This window comes from Pelagibacterium halotolerans B2 (genome assembly GCF_000230555.1).
Lineage (GTDB): Bacteria > Pseudomonadota > Alphaproteobacteria > Rhizobiales > Devosiaceae > Pelagibacterium > Pelagibacterium halotolerans.
Window position 1 is genome coordinate 1,037,513 of sequence record NC_016078.1, and the last position, 16,405, is coordinate 1,053,917.

The 16,405-nt window shown below is 63.4% G+C and carries 14 protein-coding genes; 5 read left to right on the forward strand and 9 right to left on the reverse strand.

Features of this window, described 5'->3' with window-relative positions; translation table 11 throughout:
* Positions 1 to 124 precede the first annotated feature (124 nt).
* The 4 genes from KKY_RS05130 to KKY_RS05145 form a co-directional block, all read right to left on the reverse strand.
* The gene (locus KKY_RS05130; protein WP_014130246.1) at positions 125 to 925 is read right to left on the reverse strand and encodes an ATP-binding cassette domain-containing protein; all 801 of its coding nucleotides are present in this window, start codon (positions 923 to 925) and stop codon (positions 125 to 127) included.
* Positions 922 to 2,712, reverse strand: a complete 1,791-nt coding sequence (locus KKY_RS05135; protein ID WP_014130247.1) for a dipeptide/oligopeptide/nickel ABC transporter permease/ATP-binding protein — start codon at positions 2,710 to 2,712, stop codon at positions 922 to 924. Before KKY_RS05135 ends, KKY_RS05130 begins: the two co-directional genes overlap by 4 nt.
* Positions 2,709 to 3,656, reverse strand: coding sequence for an ABC transporter permease (locus KKY_RS05140; RefSeq protein WP_014130248.1), 948 nt, complete (start codon positions 3,654 to 3,656; stop codon positions 2,709 to 2,711). Before KKY_RS05140 ends, KKY_RS05135 begins: the two co-directional genes overlap by 4 nt.
* Positions 3,657 to 3,903: 247 nt before the next feature.
* On the reverse strand, positions 3,904 to 5,457 hold the full coding sequence (locus tag KKY_RS05145; RefSeq protein ID WP_014130249.1) for an ABC transporter substrate-binding protein: 1,554 nt from the start codon (positions 5,455 to 5,457) through the stop codon (positions 3,904 to 3,906).
* Between the two features lie 179 nt (positions 5,458 to 5,636).
* Between KKY_RS05145 and KKY_RS05150 the strand changes: the two genes are divergently transcribed.
* From KKY_RS05150 to KKY_RS05165, 4 genes are all read left to right on the forward strand, one after another.
* A complete protein-coding gene (locus KKY_RS05150) occupies positions 5,637 to 6,275 on the forward strand; it encodes a DUF1028 domain-containing protein (protein WP_014130250.1) in 639 nt (212 codons plus the stop codon).
* 107 nt (positions 6,276 to 6,382) lie between these two features.
* A complete protein-coding gene (locus KKY_RS05155; protein WP_014130251.1) occupies positions 6,383 to 7,300 on the forward strand; it encodes a pseudouridine-5'-phosphate glycosidase in 918 nt (305 codons plus the stop codon).
* A 2-nt stretch (positions 7,301 to 7,302) separates the two neighbouring features.
* The gene (locus KKY_RS05160; protein ID WP_014130252.1) at positions 7,303 to 8,193 is read left to right on the forward strand and encodes a carbohydrate kinase family protein; all 891 of its coding nucleotides are present in this window, start codon (positions 7,303 to 7,305) and stop codon (positions 8,191 to 8,193) included.
* Between the two features lie 147 nt (positions 8,194 to 8,340).
* Positions 8,341 to 8,790 carry a c-type cytochrome gene (locus tag KKY_RS05165; RefSeq protein WP_014130253.1) on the forward strand — a complete coding sequence of 150 codons (450 nt, stop codon included), beginning with the start codon at positions 8,341 to 8,343 and terminating at the stop codon, positions 8,788 to 8,790.
* Positions 8,791 to 8,808: 18 nt separating this feature from the next.
* Here KKY_RS05165 and KKY_RS19465 read toward each other — a convergent pair whose 3' ends face one another.
* Positions 8,809 to 9,654, reverse strand: a complete 846-nt coding sequence (locus KKY_RS19465) for a substrate-binding periplasmic protein (protein WP_014130254.1) — start codon at positions 9,652 to 9,654, stop codon at positions 8,809 to 8,811.
* A 152-nt stretch (positions 9,655 to 9,806) separates the two neighbouring features.
* Complete coding sequence (locus tag KKY_RS05180; protein WP_014130255.1) at positions 9,807 to 11,561, reverse strand: pyrroloquinoline quinone-dependent dehydrogenase; 1,755 nt, start codon at positions 11,559 to 11,561, stop codon at positions 9,807 to 9,809.
* Positions 11,562 to 11,869: 308 nt separating this feature from the next.
* On the opposite strand from KKY_RS05180, the gene KKY_RS05185 reads away from it, so the two are divergent.
* Positions 11,870 to 14,146, forward strand: coding sequence for a VWA domain-containing protein (locus tag KKY_RS05185; protein WP_014130256.1), 2,277 nt, complete (start codon positions 11,870 to 11,872; stop codon positions 14,144 to 14,146).
* Between the two features lie 51 nt (positions 14,147 to 14,197).
* Here the strand turns inward: KKY_RS05185 and KKY_RS05190 are convergent, their stop codons facing one another.
* The 3 genes from KKY_RS05190 to KKY_RS05200 are packed head-to-tail and all read right to left on the reverse strand — an operon-like array spanning position 14,198 to position 16,385.
* Positions 14,198 to 15,127, reverse strand: coding sequence for an electron transfer flavoprotein subunit alpha/FixB family protein (locus KKY_RS05190; RefSeq protein ID WP_014130257.1), 930 nt, complete (start codon positions 15,125 to 15,127; stop codon positions 14,198 to 14,200).
* Positions 15,124 to 15,873 (reverse strand): electron transfer flavoprotein subunit beta/FixA family protein, encoded by a 750-nt coding sequence (locus tag KKY_RS05195; RefSeq protein ID WP_014130258.1) that lies wholly within the window; start codon positions 15,871 to 15,873, stop codon positions 15,124 to 15,126. Before KKY_RS05195 ends, KKY_RS05190 begins: the two co-directional genes overlap by 4 nt.
* A gap of 56 nt (positions 15,874 to 15,929) precedes the next feature.
* Positions 15,930 to 16,385: an Lrp/AsnC family transcriptional regulator gene (locus tag KKY_RS05200; protein WP_014130259.1), complete on the reverse strand. Its 456-nt coding sequence runs from the start codon at positions 16,383 to 16,385 to the stop codon at positions 15,930 to 15,932.
* Positions 16,386 to 16,405 lie beyond the last annotated feature (20 nt).

The window sequence follows — 16,405 nt, forward strand, 5'->3', positions numbered from 1 at the left end:
CCCGGTCACCCCGGCAGCGGCCGAAATGCCGACGCTGCCGGTTACTGGGTCCCGGGTCCTCGCCCGGGATGACGGCGGTGGGGAGGATGGGATGATTGGGGATATGGCGATTGTCGGGAACATCTTACTGGGCTGCTGCGGCCAGCTTGGGGGCGCTGGCGATCAACTCCCTTGTATAGTCGTGGCCCGGCGCGGCAAACAGTTTCTCGGCGGTGCCCAGTTCCACCATCTCGCCCAGATACATGACCGCGACCCGGTCCGACACCGATTCCACGACCGCCAGATCGTGGCTGATGAAGAGATAGGAGAGCCCGAACTCGCGTTTCAGATCGTCGAGCAGCAAGAGCACCTGCGCCTGCACCGAAACATCGAGCGCCGAGACGGGTTCGTCCAGAACCATGATTTTCGCTTCCGCCGCCAGAGCGCGAGCTATGGCGATACGCTGGGCCTGGCCGCCGGAAAATTCGTGCGGATAGCGCTCCAGCGTGTCCTTGGGCATCTGCACCGCGTCGAGCAGGTCGCGCTTTCGCGCCTTGCGTTTTTCGCCATCATAGCCGCGCAAAAGATTGAGCGGCACGTCAAGAATCCTGTCTATCGTCTTGCGCGGATTCAGAGAAGCGACGGGATCCTGAAACACATACTGGATCATCTGCCCGAAGGCGCGCGAACCTTCCGACCGCAGAGCGTCGTAGGCTTTGCCGCCGATTTCGACGCTGCCCGAGGTCGGTGTTTCGAGCCCGACCAGCATGCGCGCGATTGTCGATTTACCCGATCCGCTTTCGCCCACGATGGCCAGCGTTTCCCCTTGCTTCAGCTCGAACGTCACACCCTTTACGGCCTGAACCTCGTGGCTCTTGCCGCCGAACAGGGTCCGGTTGCCCCCGAAGGTCTTGGTCAGGTCCTTGACGACGATGGCATTGCTCATGGCTTGCCCTCCGCAAACAGGGGACGGACGGTGGCGAGGAAATCCCTGCCCTTGCCCAGTTCGGGCACGCAGGCGATGAGCTTTTTGGTGTAGTCGTGCCGGGGATCACGCAGCACATCGAGCGTCTTGCCGCTTTCAACGATCGCGCCGTCCTTCATCACGGCGACGCGGTCGCACACTTCGGCAACGACGCCGAAATCATGGGTGATAAGCAGCAGCGCCATGCCGCGTTCGCGGCGCAGTTTTTGCAGCAGTTCAAGGATTTTCGCCTGCACGGTCACGTCCAGCGCCGTTGTCGGTTCGTCGGCGATGATGATGTCGGGATCGTTGGCCAGCGCCATGGCAATGCCGATGCGCTGGCGTTGCCCGCCGCTCATTTCGTGCGGGAAGGCATCGACCCGTTCGGCGGCATCGCGAATGCCCACCTGTTCCATCAATGCGATGGCGCGCTGTCTCGCTTCGCTCTTGCCGACAGGCTGGTGTGTGGTGATGGCTTCGGCGATCTGCTCGCCCACCCTGTAGAGCGGATGCAGCGTGGTCAGCGGGTCCTGAAACACATAGGCGACCTTGGAACCGCGCAGCGCCCTGATGCCGCTTTCGGACCGAGAGAACACATCCTCGCCCTCGATGGCAACCGAACCCCCGGTGATGATGCCGGGGGGAGAGGCGACAAGCCCGAGCAGCGACAGGGCGGTGACGGACTTGCCCGACCCCGACTCCCCGATCAGCCCCATGCACTCGCCCTTGTCGAGCGAAAAGGAGATGTTCCTGACCGCCGGGATCGTGGCGCGGCCGCGCTGGAAGCTGGTTTCGAGATTGCGGACGTCCAGAACAGAGGTGGCCTTGTCCTGCGGTTCGGCGGTTTTTTTGCGCTCGATCCGCGTCACCGAAAGCGGGCGGGTGAGATCGCCGGCCCGCAGGCGCGGATCGAGCACGTCGCGCACGCCGTCGCCGAGCAGGTTGATGCTCATGACGATGGCAAAGATCATCAGCCCGGGAATGATCGAAACATGGGGCGCGTTGAACAAGAGACGGCGGCCTTCGCCGAGCATGGAGCCCAGATCGGACTGGGGCGGTTGCGCGCCGAGACCGAGGAACGATAGCCCCGCCGTTTCAAGGATCATCCAGCCCACGGTGGTCGACATGGTGATGACGATGACCGGCAGGACGTTGGGCAGCACTTCGGAAAACAGGATCGCCGCGTGCGATTTGCCCGAAAGCCGGGCCGCATCGACAAATTCGCGGCTGGCCAGCCCCACGGTGATGCCGCGCACGTTACGGGCAAAGAACGGGATATTGACGACGGCGATGGCGTAGAGCGCGTTGAGCAGGCCCGGGCCGAGCACGGCGACGATGGCCAGCGCCAAGAGGATATAGGGAAAGGCCATCAGCATATCGATGCCGCGCATCAATATGTTGTCGGTGACCCCGCGCGCGTAGCCCGAAACCAGCCCGATCAGCGAGCCGATCAGCGCCGCGATCAGCGTGGCCGAAAGGCCCACGGCGATGGAGACCCGCGAGCCCCAGATGAGACGGGAAAGAATATCGCGGCCAAGATGGTCGGTGCCCAGAAAATGCCCGTCCGAAAAGACCGGCTGCAGCCGGTTGGCGGGCAGGGTGGTGTCGGGATTGGGGATGGGCAGCCAGGGCGCGAGCAGCGCCATGGCCCCGATCAGGGCGAGGACGACGAGCCCGCCCGCCGCCAGCCGGTTGTTGAGCAAAAGGCTCCAGCTTGAAAGGCGGGCCGACGAAGGCGCGTTGTCTGCGGTCGCGATTGCCTGGGTCATGTCTTGAGCCTCGGGTCCAGAATGGCCTGCGCCACGTCGGCGAGAAGGTTGATGAGCACGTAAGTGACGGCAACCACCAGCACGCCGCCCTGCACCAGAAGGATGTCGCGGGTCGAAATGGCGTTTACCAGCATCGCCCCGATACCGGGCCACTGGAACACGGTCTCGATATAGACCGCGCCGCCCATGACGAACCCGGCCTGAATGCCGATGACCGGAATGATCGACACCAGCGCCGCCTTGAAGGCGTGGCGGTAGATCACCGCGCGCTCGTTGAGCCCCTTGGCGCGGGCGGTGCGCACGAAATCCTGACGCAGCACTTCGAGCATGGCCGCGCGGGTCAAGCGCGCGATGACGCCGGTCGCCACGATGGCCAGCGTGGTTGCGGGCAGGATCAGATGGATCAGAAGGTCGGGCAGGTCGCCGCCGCCATAGACAGCGTACATGCCCGAAGCGGGCAGTACGCGCCATTGCACGGCGAACAGCAGGATAAAGATCAGCCCCAGCCAGAAGGCGGGGGTGGAAATGCCGATCAGGACAAAGAAGGTGACGATCCGATCGGTCCAGCCGAACTGGCGCACGGCGGAAACCACCCCGGCGAAGATGCCAAGGATCGAGCACAGGACGAGCGAAGCGCCGGCCAGGATCAGCGTTGCACCGAACCGTTCGAGCACCTCATCGATCACCGGGCGGTTGAGGATAAACGAGCGCCCGAAATCGCCCTGCGCCATATTGCCGACCCAGACGAAATACTGCTCCCAGACCGGGCGGTCGAGACCCAGCTCGCGATTGATGCGGGCGACGTTTTCCGGGGTCGCATAGGAGCCCAGAATGGCCAATGCCGGATCGCCGGGGATCAGCGCCATGATGCCGAACACGATCACCGACAGCCCGATGATGACGGGAATGGCCGAGACGAGACGTTTGAGGATATAGCCGGGCATGTCTGCGTTTCCTCTTTTGCGGCGGGGTCATCCCGCCTTGCTCCCCGGCAAAACCTGGGGCCGGGCAGCCTACCCCCTTGGTCACCCCGGCCTTGAGCCGGGGTCCAGTACGCGGCAGCGCTTGTGGATTAGCACGAAGTCTGCCGTTTACTGGGTCCCGGGTCTTCGCCCGGGATGACATTGGTGGGTGGGCGAGCGGTGGGGCAGGGCCGCAAGCGCCTGGCCGGCAGCCCCACCCCCAAAGCCGCTACTGCTTGGTCACGCCGCGCAACAGCAGGTTGAAGTCCGGCTGGAGCTCGAACCCCTGCACATTGGCGGTGGACACAGCGTTCTGCTTCCAGTTGGCGACGAAGATCCAGGGCGCATCGTCATGGACGACCTGCTGGACGTCGCGATAGAGCGCGGCGCGGACCTCCGGATCGGTTTCCATGCGGGCCTGATCGAGCATTTCGTCGACATCGACATTGGAATAATAGCTCGAATTGAACCCGCCTTCTTCCGGCCATGCGGCGGTGCGCAGGGTGAGGAAGGGGAGGGTGTCGGGATCGGTGGTCATCCAGGCCATTTCGGCCATGTCCGCCTTGCCCTCGAGGCCCGGGTTCACATTGGCAAGGAAGGTGTTCCACTCATAGGTCTCGATCTCCACGTCGAACCCGACGGCTTCGAGATCGGCCTGGATCGCCGTGCCCATCGGGATGGGATCGAGCATGCCCGAGCCGCCCTCGGTGACATAGAAGGTGACCGAAAGGTCTTCGACCCCGGACTCTTCGAGAAGCTGCTGCGCCATTTCCGGATCGTAGGGGTAGGGCTCGACGCTGTCGTTATAGGCCCAGGCGAAGGCCGGGGGGATGGGGCCGGCGGAAACATCGGCGGTGCCCGAAAGCACGTCGTTGACCAGCGTTTCCTTGTTGACCGCGTAATTGGCCGCCTGGCGCACCAGCGGATCGGCGAACGGGCCTTCCTTGGCGTTGAGCATCACGTACCATGTGTGCGGACCGACGGCGTCGTAAACCGTAAAGCTCGGGTCCTCGGCGAACATCGATACATTGTCGGGGGGCACTTCCACCATGATGTCGATGCCGCCCGAAAGCATTTCGGCAACGCGGGTATTGGCGTCTGTGATCGGGCGGAAGACGACGGTTTCCATGCCGGCCGGCTCGCCCCAATAGTCATCATTGCGCGATACGACGACCCGGGTGTTGGACTGCCATTCCTCGAACTTGAACGGGCCGGTGCCCACCGGATTGCGGCCGAAATCCTCGCCATGTTCGGCGACGGCGGTCGGGGAGACGATGACGCCCGTATTGGTGGCGAGATTGGTCATGAACGGGGCGAACGGGGTGCCGAGGGTAAATTCGACCGTGTAATCGTCAAGCACCTCCACCGAGGTCACGTCGGCGAAGTTGAACGAAAGCGGGAAGGGGCCGGTTTCGTAATAGGGGTGGTTTTCATCGAGCATGCGATCGAAGGTGAACTTGACCGCCTCGGCGTTGAACGGGGTGCCATCGTGGAAGGTCACGTCGTCGCGCAGATTGAAGGTATAGACCAGCCCGTCATCGGAAATGGTCCAGTCCGTCGCCAGCGCCGGCTCGACCTCCAGCGTGCCTTCGGCAAAGCGCACGAGGCCCTCGAAAACATTGGTCAGGATGCGGAAATCGTTGGCGGCGGTCGAAACCTGCGGATCGAGCGTCTGCGGCTCGGCGATCTGGCCGACGATCAGGACGTTGGGCGGGGTCTGGGCGAGAGCCGGCGATGCGGCCATCAGCACGGCGATTGCGGCCCCGGCTAAAAGCTTCTTCATGATAACCTCTCCTTTGGCGCACTGGATGCGCGGTAAACCAGTGGATGAACCTTTTTCGGTTCTGACTTGGCCCCCAGAGCTTGCCTTGGAGGCGCTGGTCTGGAATTAAATTTATCAGCATAAATGGACATGGCAATACATTTATCGCTATAAATTTACTCAAGGGAGAAACCTTGCCCATGACCTTCTCAATCCTCGCCCATGACCGCACGACCGGAGCATTCGGTGTCGCAACCGCGACCGGCGGCCCGGCGGTGGGTTCGCTCGTGCCGCACGCTCGGGCCGGGGTGGGGGCGCTGGCGACCCAGGGCTATACCAATCCGCTCTATGCCCATGACGGGCTGGCGGCGCTGCAGGCCGGGCAGGGGGCAGAGGCGGTGGTCTATGCGCTGACGACCGCCGATCCCGAGCGCGACCGGCGGCAAGTGATCGTCATGGATCGAACCGGCGCAACGGCGGGATGGAGCGGCAACGGTTTGTCCGATGCCGTGGGCCTGCATCTTCAAACCGATCTCGCCATCGCCGGAAACCTCCTGGGCAATACCGATGTCGTCCCGGCCATGGCCGAGGCGTTTTCCCGCGCCGGCGGGCCGCTCGAATTGCGCCTGCTCGCGGCGCTGACCGCGGGCGACGTGGCGGGCGGCGATGCGCGCGGCATCCAGTCGGCGGCCATAAAGACCTATTCCGACCAGCCCTATCCGGCCATCGACGTGCGCGTCGACTATGCACTCAATCCCCTCGACGACCTCTCAACCCTGCTCGAAAAGGTGAGGATCGGCGATTACGCCGATTTCGTCGCGACCCTGCCGCGCAGGTAGTCGCCGCCACCTCTCCCTTAGGGGGTGAGGTAAGAAGGGCGCACCACAGCCGCTTGCGCATGAACGCGACCTGTGGTTTGCATCGCGCAAACGCATAAGGTCCTTTCATGTCCGACTTCCTCGAAATCTCGCCCGAGATCAAATACGCGCTGGCCGATGGCCAGCCTGTCGTGGCGCTCGAATCCACGATCATTACCCACGGCATGCCCTATCCGCAAAACCTTGAAACGGCGCTCGCCGTCGAGCAGGTGGTGCGTGACAATGGCGCGGTTCCCGCCACCATCGCGGTGATGGGCGGCAAATGCCATGTGGGTGTGGCGGGGGAAACGCTCGAGGAGCTGGCCAGGACCGGCCTTAAAGCCGCCAAGGCGTCCCGGCGCGATCTCGCGGCGATTCTGGTCAAGGGCCTGACCGCCGGAACCACCGTCGCGACCACGATGCAGATCGCGGCAATGGCCGGCATCAAGGTGTTCGCCACCGGCGGGATCGGCGGCGTGCATCGCGGGGCCGAATCCACATTCGACATCTCCGCCGATCTCACCGAACTGTCGCAAACCCCGGTCGCTGTGGTCTGCGCGGGTGCCAAGTCGATTCTCGACATTCCCAAAACCCTCGAAGTGCTTGAATCCAATGGCGTTCCGGTGATCGGTTATGGCACCGACGCCTTCCCGGCCTTTTTCGCCCGCGAGAGCGGACATGGCGTCGACTATCGCCTCGATACGCCCGATGAGGTCGCCGCTCTGATCGCCGCCCAGGCGGCGCTGGATATGCCCGGCGGGGTTCTTGTCGCAAATCCGATCCCCGAGGCCGACGCGCTCGATGCCGACGAAATCAATGGCAGGATCGCCGCCGCCATTGCCGATGCCGAACGCGGGGGCGTGACCCGCAAGGATTTGACACCCTATCTGCTCAATCGCATTTTCGAATTGACCGACGGCAAATCGCTGGTCGCCAATATCGCCCTGGTCAAGAACAACGCCAGGGTTGCCGCACAGATTGCGGCCGCCCTCGCCAAGCGCGCCTGACCATGACCGGCCGTATTCTGGTTGTCGGCGACGTCATCACCGATATTGTCGTCGTGCCGCAAGGGCCCGTCGCGCGCGGCACCGATACGCCCGCGACCATTCGCCAGATGCCGGGCGGGTCGGGGGCCAATCAGGCCGTATGGCTGGCGGCGATGGGCGCCGACGCCCATTTCGCGGCCCGCGTGGGAGCCGGCGATGTCGTTCGGCTTACCCGCCATTTCGAAGGGCAGGGGGTGGCTGCCCATCTTTCGGGCGACGAGGCCAACCCCACCGGCACGCTGATCTGCCTTGTCGATACCGATGGCGAGCGCAGCTTTCTCACCGATCGCGGCGCCAACGCCCATCTTGGCGAAACCGACCTGCCCTTCGACCTGCTCGACGGAATGGATCGCCTGCACGTCTCGGGCTACGCCCTTTTCGAACCCAAGCCCCGCGCCGCCGTGATGGCGCTGGCCGCACGCGCAAGGGCCGCAAACATTCCGGTCAGCATCGATCCGGCCTCCACGGGCTTTCTTGCAGAGGCGGGCTACGACAATTTCCTCGGCTGGGCCGCCGATGCCGAAATCATCTTCCCCAATGCCGATGAGGCCGAACTGTTGACCGGCCGGACCGATCCGGCCCATCAGATCGCCGCGCTGCTCGATATCTTCCCGCGCGTGGTGCTCAAGCGCGGGCGGGAGGGCGCGATCTACGCAGCCAGGGGCGGGGAAACGCTGGCCATGCCCGCCCAGGCCGTCGAAATGGTCGATACCACAGGTGCGGGGGATGCGTTTCTTGCCGGGTTTCTCGCCGCCGATCTGCGCGGAGAGGCCCCCGCTGCCGCCATGAGCGCCGCCATTGCGGCGGGCGCCCGCGCGGTGTCGCGGCTCGGCGCACAGCCTCTCGCGCTTTGAACGGCGGCCGGCGAGCCCCGAGACATATTGCACTTGCAATTGCCATGCGTGTCGGCTTTGCTAAGCGGGCAAGGACCATCTCGCTCCGCCTGAAGATGCCTTCTCCCGATTGGCCTCAGCGGCAGCCGGTCTGCAAGGGAGGAAATCATGGGTCTCACTATCCACAGCCCCGCCGCCACGCTGATGTTGGCCGCTGGGCTCGTCACGGCCGGTCTGTCGCTTCCGGCATACGTCTATGCGCAGGACGAGGCCGGCCCCGCGCCGGTTCATTACACCTCGGAACAGGCTGATCGGGGCGAGGACAGATTTGCCCGGGACTGCGAGGATTGTCACGGCGACGATCTGCGCGGTGGGCTGATCGGCGGGCCACCCCTGCGCGGGCTGTCGTTCGAACAGAAATTTGCCAATGGCGCACCGGCTTCGGCGATGTTCGTGTTCATGAGTTCGCTCATGCCCCCCAACGCGCCGGGGCGTTATACCCCCGAGGTCTATGCCGACCTTATGGCCTATATTCTCCAGGAAAACGGTTTTCCGGCCGGCAGCGAACCGCTGCCCTCGGATATGGCGGCACTCAACAATCTAATTGTCGAGAAGTGAGCGCACCGCGCTGGCCGATTACCGGGCGGGTATAGCCGCGAAATCGTATTCCTCGAGGATGGCACCGATCGTGCCGTCCGCGGTCAGCGCGGCAATCGCCTCGTCGATGGCGGTGCGCAGATAGGTGTTTTCCGCCAGCAGCAATCCGCCAACCCCGAGGGTGGATGGCTGCACGGGGCGGGGGTCGACGATGTGGAATTGGGTGCCGTCGGGATCATCGCGCTCGGTGGCCCACAGGCTGGGAGCCCAGACCAGCGCCACGTCAACGGTGCCGTTGAGCAGCGAGGCGATGGACAGCTCGTTTGTGCCCATGGGAAACACCGGCCAGCGCTCGTCGGGCGCCAGCGTCGAGACATAGGTGAACAATTGCAGATGGGCCGATGTGCCCATCGTCGCGCCGATCTTGCGCGAAGGGTCCATGTCGCCCAGGGTCTCAATGGACGGATCGGTGGTCACAAAGACATATTGCGCCTCGTAATAGGGCCGGGTGGCGATGACCCATTCGGGCAGTCCTCCGGGGATGAGCTTGAAGCCCATCTGCACGTCGCAATGTTCGAGCAGGGTCTGGTAGATCCTCGTGATGTCCTCGCGAACGATGTCGCTTTGCAGCACATGGCGCTGCGGCTCGAGCAGCAATCCCGCAGCTATGGCATCGGCGATATCGCTCGCCATCTCCCAATCGGGATCGCGCTGGTCGACGCAGTAGCGGAAATGGGAGGCATCGAGCGGGCGGCCGATGTTCCACTGGCCCGGCGCAAACGGCACTTCGTAGAATTCGGGTTGCTGCGCGGGGGCGGTGCTCGTTGCGAGCATGGCCAGCGCCGAGAACAAAAACGGTAATGTCGAGCGCAAAGCAATAGGCAAGTTCGAGCTTCCTTAGTACGGATCGCCCTCCCTCTCGCCGGGGAAGCGATCGGTGTGGAGAACAGGCAGTTTCGAAACCGGGCCTCCTTAAGAGAGGCGGGGCGGACCGGAAATTTCCGTGCCCGCCCCGCTTCTCAGATTACACCTTCCTGTCAGTCGGGAAGCGCAAACACATAAAGCGTTGCCGGATTGTCCGCCGGCAGCCGGATGTCCGGGGTCAGCGAGGCCAGGCGGCCCAGACCCGAGGCCCAGTTGGCGACAACGGCAACATATTGCTTGCCGCCCGCTTCGTAGCTGATGGGGAAGGATTCGAGCGAATTGCTCAAAGGCCCGCTCTCCCACAGCACTTCGCCGGTCTCGTCGTCCAGGGCCATGAACTTGCGGTCAAGGCTGCCCACGAACACCACGCCGCCTGCCGTGGGCAGGGTCGAGCTGGTGATCGGCGCATATTGCCGATACTGCCAGACCTCAGACTGGTCTGTCAGGTTGATGGCACGGACCTGGCCGATATTGCCGTCACCATCGGGATGCGGCACGCGAGCAAAGGTCTGCAAACCGCCGCCGGTATAGATCTCGCCCGGATCGAGCGGGTTGACTGTGGTGTTCGAGCAGAACTCCACGGTTGGCAGATACAGGGTCTCTGTCCGCGGGCTGTAAGCCGTGGCCTGCCAGGCCTTGGCGCCCGGGTCGGCCGGGCAGTTGAAGGTGGTTTCACCGATGACCGGAATGACCTCGGGATTGATCTCCTTCTCGCCGGTGTCGGGATCGATCGAAAGCACCACATTCTGCGGTGCGGTCTCCTGAGCCCACAACCATTCCCCCGTCGTGCGGTCGAGGGACTCTATGATGCCGATCTTTCCGGTCGTCACCACCTGTTGCCGCATCTCGCCGTTGAACGGCAGGTCGACCAGGATGCGCTCATAGGCGTAATCGAGGTCCAGAGAGTCGGTCTCCAGGTATTGGTGGTACCATTCGAGCTCACCTGTCGTCACATCGATGGCAAGTGTGGAGTTGGTATAGAGCGCCTCGTTGGTGACATTGGGGTCGGAACTGGGGGGCGTCAGCCCCGCGATCTCGACGTTCCACGGATAGGGCTGTCCGACGCCGGCAAAGATCAGGTTCTGCTCGGGGTCGTAAGAGCCGGTGATCCAGGCCGATGCGCCGTGGCGGCTCTCCAGCGGGAGGCCGTTCCAGCTATTGCCCTCGGGCGTATCGCCGCGGGCGATGGTGTGGACGCGCCACAATTCCTCGCCGGTATCCACGTCGTGCCCGGTAAAGAAGCAGCCGCCGGGCTGGGCATTGCTGCACGAGGTCATGCCCTGGACGACGACGCCGTTCGCCACGATGGGTCCGCTCGAAAAAGCGAAGCCGTGCTCGTAGTTCGCGACCTGCTTGTCCCAGATCAACTGGCCGGTCTTGGCGTCCAGCGCAATCAGATGGGCATCGCGGGTGGCGATGATCAGCTTGTCGTCGTAGATCGCCTTGGAGCGCTCGCCGCTGGGGTTCACGTCATCGGGAAGCTCGTATTCATACTCCCAGATCAGATCGCCCGTGGCGCCATCGAGGGCCTGGATGAGGTGGCTCGAATTCTGCAGGTACAAAATACCGTCATGGACAAGCGGGGTTTCCTGAGAGCGCCCGCCCGGCGACATGCCCCAGGCCCAGGCCAGTTGCAGATCGCCCACATTGTCCTTGTTGATCTCGTCGAGGGGGCTGTACCCCCAGCCGTCATAGGTCCGTCGCCACATCAGCCAGTCGCCGTCGGGCGGATCGGCCAGCATTTCATCCGTGACCGGCGTCAGGCTGTCGATCGGGTTGTCCTGGGCCATCGCCGTCTGCATCGACAAAAGTGAAGCCGACGAGGCAGCGATTGCCAAAAAGCCAAGTAACTTCCGGGTTCCCATCATGAGAGGCCTCCTCCAAAGCCTGGAATGACTAGCTCTCTCCCTTGCGATGTTTGGCTGGCGTAATAGCGTCAGCAGTCAAGGCTTTAGCTAGCACCCGATCATCGTACGCCTACCCGTCGGAGGTCGTCAACTATTGGTTAACGATTGTTGTCGCGGCTCGACTGCTTGTGATGACGCCCGATCGATGGGCCGCCGATTGTCAGAAGTATAAAAATTGCGTTTACTGCGCCCGCGGCCCGGTCTGGCTTTGTCTTGCATTATCCTGGCCGCTGTATTGCGATAGCTTCGCTTCGGGCAAGGGGACGACGATGATACGCATACCCGCTTATGCAGTGGCGGCCATTCTGGCCATGGGGTTGGGCTCTGCTCCGGCCAGCGGCCAGGACGTCATGGTGGTTTACGACGCTTCGGGCTCCATGTGGGGCCAGATCGATGGCGTCACCAAGATCGAGATTGCTCGCGACGTCATGGGTGACCTCGTCGATCAATGGTCCGACGACACAAATCTGGGGCTCGTGGCCTATGGACACCGCCGCGAGGGCGATTGCGGCGACATCGAAACCGTCATCGCGCCGCAGCCGATTTCACGGGCCAGTTTTGTCGATGCGGTCAACGCCATAAACCCCTTGGGCCGCACGCCGCTTTCCGCTGCCGTCGAACACGCCGCCGAGGAGCTTGTCTATCTCGAAAATCCCGCGACGGTCGTTCTGATCTCGGACGGCATCGAGAACTGCGAGGCCGACCCCTGCGCACTGGCCAGCCATCTCGAGGAACGCGGCATCGCGTTTACCACGCACGTCATCGGCTTCGACGTGGCCTCCGAGGAATACGCCCAGCTTTCCTGCATCGCGGAAAACACCGGCGGCATTTTCGTGCCGGCGTCCAACGCCGGCGAACTGGCCGACGCGCTCAACGCGGTCAAGCAGGTGATCGATGAGGCCCCCGAACCCGAGCCTGCGCCCGAACCGGAACCCGAGCCCGAGCTCGCCCAGGTCGATATCAAGGCACCGGCCAGTGTAACGGTCGGCATGCGGTTCCCCGTGAGCTGGGCGCCGACGCTCGAGCCAAGCGATTATGTCACCATCGTTCCGGTCGGAGCCGAGGAGGGCAGCTATGCCAATTATCAGCGCGTGCGCGACGATTCCGAGCAGGAATTGAGGGCGCCCGCCGAGCCCGGACTTTACGAAGTCCGCTACGTATTCGAGGAAACCGGAGAAACCGCCGGCTCGGCCCCGGTCGAGGTGATCGATGCCGAAATCACCGTCTCCGCGCCGCAAACGGTCACCACCGGGGCACGGTTTACGGTGAACTATACCGGCGCCGTCGATGGCTCCGATTATGTCACCATCGTATCGGTCGGCGCCGACGAGGGCAGCTATATGGATTATCAGCGCGTGCGCGATGTATCCGAGCAGGAGTTGACCGCCCCCGCCGACGCGGGCCTTTATGAAGTCCGCTACGTGCTCGACGAGGGCGCGCGGACGATGGCCTCCACACCGATCGAGGTTGTCGAACCGCAAACCACGGTTTCCGCACCCAAGACGGTGACTGTGGGCGCGCGCTTCACGGTGGGCTACACGGGTTCGGTCAATGCAAACGACTATGTCACCATCGTTCCCGCTGGCGCCGATGAGGGCAGCTATATGGATTATCAGCGCGTGCGCGATGTATCCGAGCAGGAGTTGACCGCCCCCGCCGATCCGGGTCTTTATGAAGTGCGCTATGTGCTCGATGAGGGCGCGCGGACCCTGGCCTCGACGCCCATCGAAGTGGTCGAAGGCGAGACGACGGTTTCGGCGCCCGAAACGGTCACCATCGGCTCGCGGTTCACCGTCAGCTACACCGGGGCCGTCAATGGCAATGACTATGTCACCATCGTTCCCGCTGGCGCCGAGGAAGGCAGCTATACCGACTACCAGCGCGTGCGCGATGCGTCCGAGCAGGAGTTGACCGCCCCCGCCGACCCGGGCCTCTACGAAGTGCGCTACGTGCTCGACGAGGGCGGGCGCACGATGGCGTCGACCCCGGTCGAGGTCGTGGCAGGCGATGTGAGCGTTTCGGCCCCCACCGTGGTGATCGCCAATGAGCGTTTCGCGGTGGGCTATACCGGCGCGATCAACGGCAACGACTATGTGACGATTGTTCCCGCAGGGGCTGAGGAAGGAAGCTACGGCGATTACCAGCGCGTCAGGGACGCCTCCGAGCAGGAGCTTACGGCGCCGGCCGACCCGGGGCTTTACGAAGTTCGCTATGTGCTCGATCAGGGCGGCGTCACCATGGCCTCAACCCCGGTTGAAGTGCTCGAAGAGGGCAGCGCCATCGATTTCGGTGCCGGTCTCGATGTGCCCTCTTCGGCAGCGCCGGGTGAAACGATCCTGGTCACCTGGACCGCGGACGTCGAGGGCGCGCGCATCTCTCTCGCGCGGGCCGATCAGGCCGATTTCGCCTGGATCGAGGCGCAGTCCGCGAGCAGCGAGAAGGCGACCAAACTGACCATCCCCGACGAGCCGGGCACCTACGAGGTGCGCTTTCTCGATGTTGCCAACCAGTCGGTGCTGGGACGCTCCCCGATCACCGTGGAATAAACAAGAAAGGGGCAGCGCTATGGCGCCGCCCCCGACACCAGGATGGGGTGTCTAGAGCGAGCTGGTCAGCTCCGGGACCAGTTCGAAAAGGTCGCCGACAAGCCCGTAATCGGCCACCGAAAAGATCGGGGCTTCGGGGTCCTTGTCGATGGCGACGATGATTTTGGAATTCTTCATCCCCGCAAGGTGCTGGATCGCCCCGGAAATGCCCACGGCGATATAGAGATCGGGGGCGACCACCTTGCCGGTCTGGCCCACCTGCCAGTCATTGGGGGCATAGCCCGCGTCCACGGCGGCGCGGGAGGCGCCCATGGCGGCGCCGAGCTTGTCGGCCAGCGGCTTGATGATTTCGTTGAACTTTTCTTCCGAGCCCAGCGCCCGTCCGCCCGAAACAACGATCCGCGCATTGGCCAGTTCCGGCCCGGCGCTGACCGGCGTATCGCGCGAAACAAATTTCACCTTCGGCGCCGAGGGGGCAAAATCAACGGCTTCGACAGGGGCCGAGCCGCCGTCACCCACGGCGTCGAATGCCGAGGCGCGTACGGTGACGACGATCTTGTCGGCCGTGGCCTCTACGGTCTGGATCGCCGCGCCGGCATAAACGGGACGCTCGAAGGATTTGGGCGAGACCACAGCGGTGATGTCGGAAACCTGCATCACATCGAGCAGCGCCGCGACGCGAGGCATCACGTTCTTGCCCGATGTGGTCGCGGCGGCAACGATATGGCTGTAATTGCCGGCCAGATGGACCAGCAGTTCGGACACAGGCTCGGCCAACTGGTGCCCATAGGCGTCGGCGTCGGCCAGAAGAACCTTTGCGACCCCATCGAGCTTTGCCGCGGCATCGGCCACCGCGCCGCAGCCGGACCCGGCAACCAGCACATCGATATCGCCACCGATCTCTTGCGCGGCGGCAATCGCCTTGGCGGTCGCGACGGCGAGGGTGGAATTGTCGTGTTCTGCGAGGATGAGAATGCTCATAGCACCCGGGCCTCCGTCTTGAGCTTTTCAACGAGTTCGGCAACCGAGCTCACCATCGAACCGGGCTTGCGCTCGGCCGGCTTGGCGGTCGAAACGATTTTCAGGGTCGGCTCGAGCGCCACGCCCAGGCTGGCTGCGTCGATTTCCTCGAGCGGCTTTTTCTTGGCCTTCATCACATTGGGCAGTGAGGCGTAACGGGGCGTATTGAGCCGCAGATCGGTGGAGATTACGGCGGGCAGGCTCAGTTCGAGCGTTTCAAGGCCCCCATCGACCTCGCGCGTTACCGTTGCCTTGCCCTCTGCGATCTCGAGCTTGGAGGCAAACGTCGCCTGCGGCCAGCCGAGCAGGGCCGAGAGCATCTGCGCGGTCTGGTTGGAATCGTCGTCGATGGCCTGCTTGCCCATGATGACCAGATCGGGGCCTTGCTGTTCGGCGATTGTCTTGAGGATCTTGGCCACCGCCAGCGGCTCGACGGCTTCGTCGGTCTTGACCAGAATGGCGCTGTCTGCGCCCATGGCGAGCGCCGTGCGCAGCGTATCCTGGGCCTGCGCCGGGCCGATGGAAACCGCGACGATCTCGGTCGCGATGCCCGCTTCCTTAAGCTTGATCGCCTCTTCGACGGCGATTTCGTCGAACGGGTTCATGCTCATTTTCTGGTTGGCGAGATCGACGCCCGTGCCGTCCGATTTCACCCGCACGGTGATGTTGGCGTCGAGCACCCGCTTGACCGGGACTAGAATTTTCAAAGCCGTCTCCTCTTATTCAGTCATCCGGGACGTGAGGCCGTTTCCCGCTTGCCGCGCTATGCGATCGGCAGTTTGGTGGTGAGCTTGATGCATTTGAGCGCGAAATGGGAGTTGATGGCCACAACGCCCGGCAAATGCAACAGCTTACGCTTCAAAAGCCGCTCATATTCCTCAATCGAGGCGACCAGCGCACGCACCACATAGTCGGTCTCCCCGCTCATGGAATAACATTCCACGACCTCGGGATAATCGGCGACCTCCCGCTCGAACGCTTCAAGCGTTTCCTCATCGTGCTGCTTGAGTCTAATATGGGCAAAGACAGTGATATCGAGGCCCAGCTTGTGCTGGTCGAGGATCGAAACCCGCTCCTTGATGACCCCGTCCTTTTCGAGGCGCTTGAGACGCCGCCAGAAAGGGGTGTGCGACAGGCCCACTTTCTCCGCCATATCGGCGACCGACAGGGACGAGTCTTGCTGGACCACGGCCAGTATCTTGCGATCCATCTCGTCCATGTGATCGTCTCCTCAATATG

Bases quoted from the DNA above. Each gene is read 5' to 3' on its own strand.
- KKY_RS05155 (WP_014130251.1), top strand. From the start codon at position 6,383: ATGTCCGACTTCCTCGAAATCTCGCCCGAGATCAAATACGCGCTGGCC.
- KKY_RS05185 (WP_014130256.1), top strand. From the start codon at position 11,870: ATGATACGCATACCCGCTTATGCAGTGGCGGCCATTCTGGCCATGGGG.
- KKY_RS05180 (WP_014130255.1), bottom strand. From the start codon at position 11,561: ATGATGGGAACCCGGAAGTTACTTGGCTTTTTGGCAATCGCTGCCTCG.
- KKY_RS05140 (WP_014130248.1), bottom strand. From the start codon at position 3,656: ATGCCCGGCTATATCCTCAAACGTCTCGTCTCGGCCATTCCCGTCATC.
- KKY_RS05145 (WP_014130249.1), bottom strand. From the start codon at position 5,457: ATGAAGAAGCTTTTAGCCGGGGCCGCAATCGCCGTGCTGATGGCCGCA.
- KKY_RS05130 (WP_014130246.1), bottom strand. From the start codon at position 925: ATGAGCAATGCCATCGTCGTCAAGGACCTGACCAAGACCTTCGGGGGC.
- KKY_RS05135 (WP_014130247.1), bottom strand. From the start codon at position 2,712: ATGACCCAGGCAATCGCGACCGCAGACAACGCGCCTTCGTCGGCCCGC.
- KKY_RS05160 (WP_014130252.1), top strand. From the start codon at position 7,303: ATGACCGGCCGTATTCTGGTTGTCGGCGACGTCATCACCGATATTGTC.
- KKY_RS05150 (WP_014130250.1), top strand. From the start codon at position 5,637: ATGACCTTCTCAATCCTCGCCCATGACCGCACGACCGGAGCATTCGGT.
- KKY_RS05190 (WP_014130257.1), bottom strand. From the start codon at position 15,127: ATGAGCATTCTCATCCTCGCAGAACACGACAATTCCACCCTCGCCGTC.
- KKY_RS05200 (WP_014130259.1), bottom strand. From the start codon at position 16,385: ATGGACGAGATGGATCGCAAGATACTGGCCGTGGTCCAGCAAGACTCG.
- KKY_RS05165 (WP_014130253.1), top strand. From the start codon at position 8,341: ATGGGTCTCACTATCCACAGCCCCGCCGCCACGCTGATGTTGGCCGCT.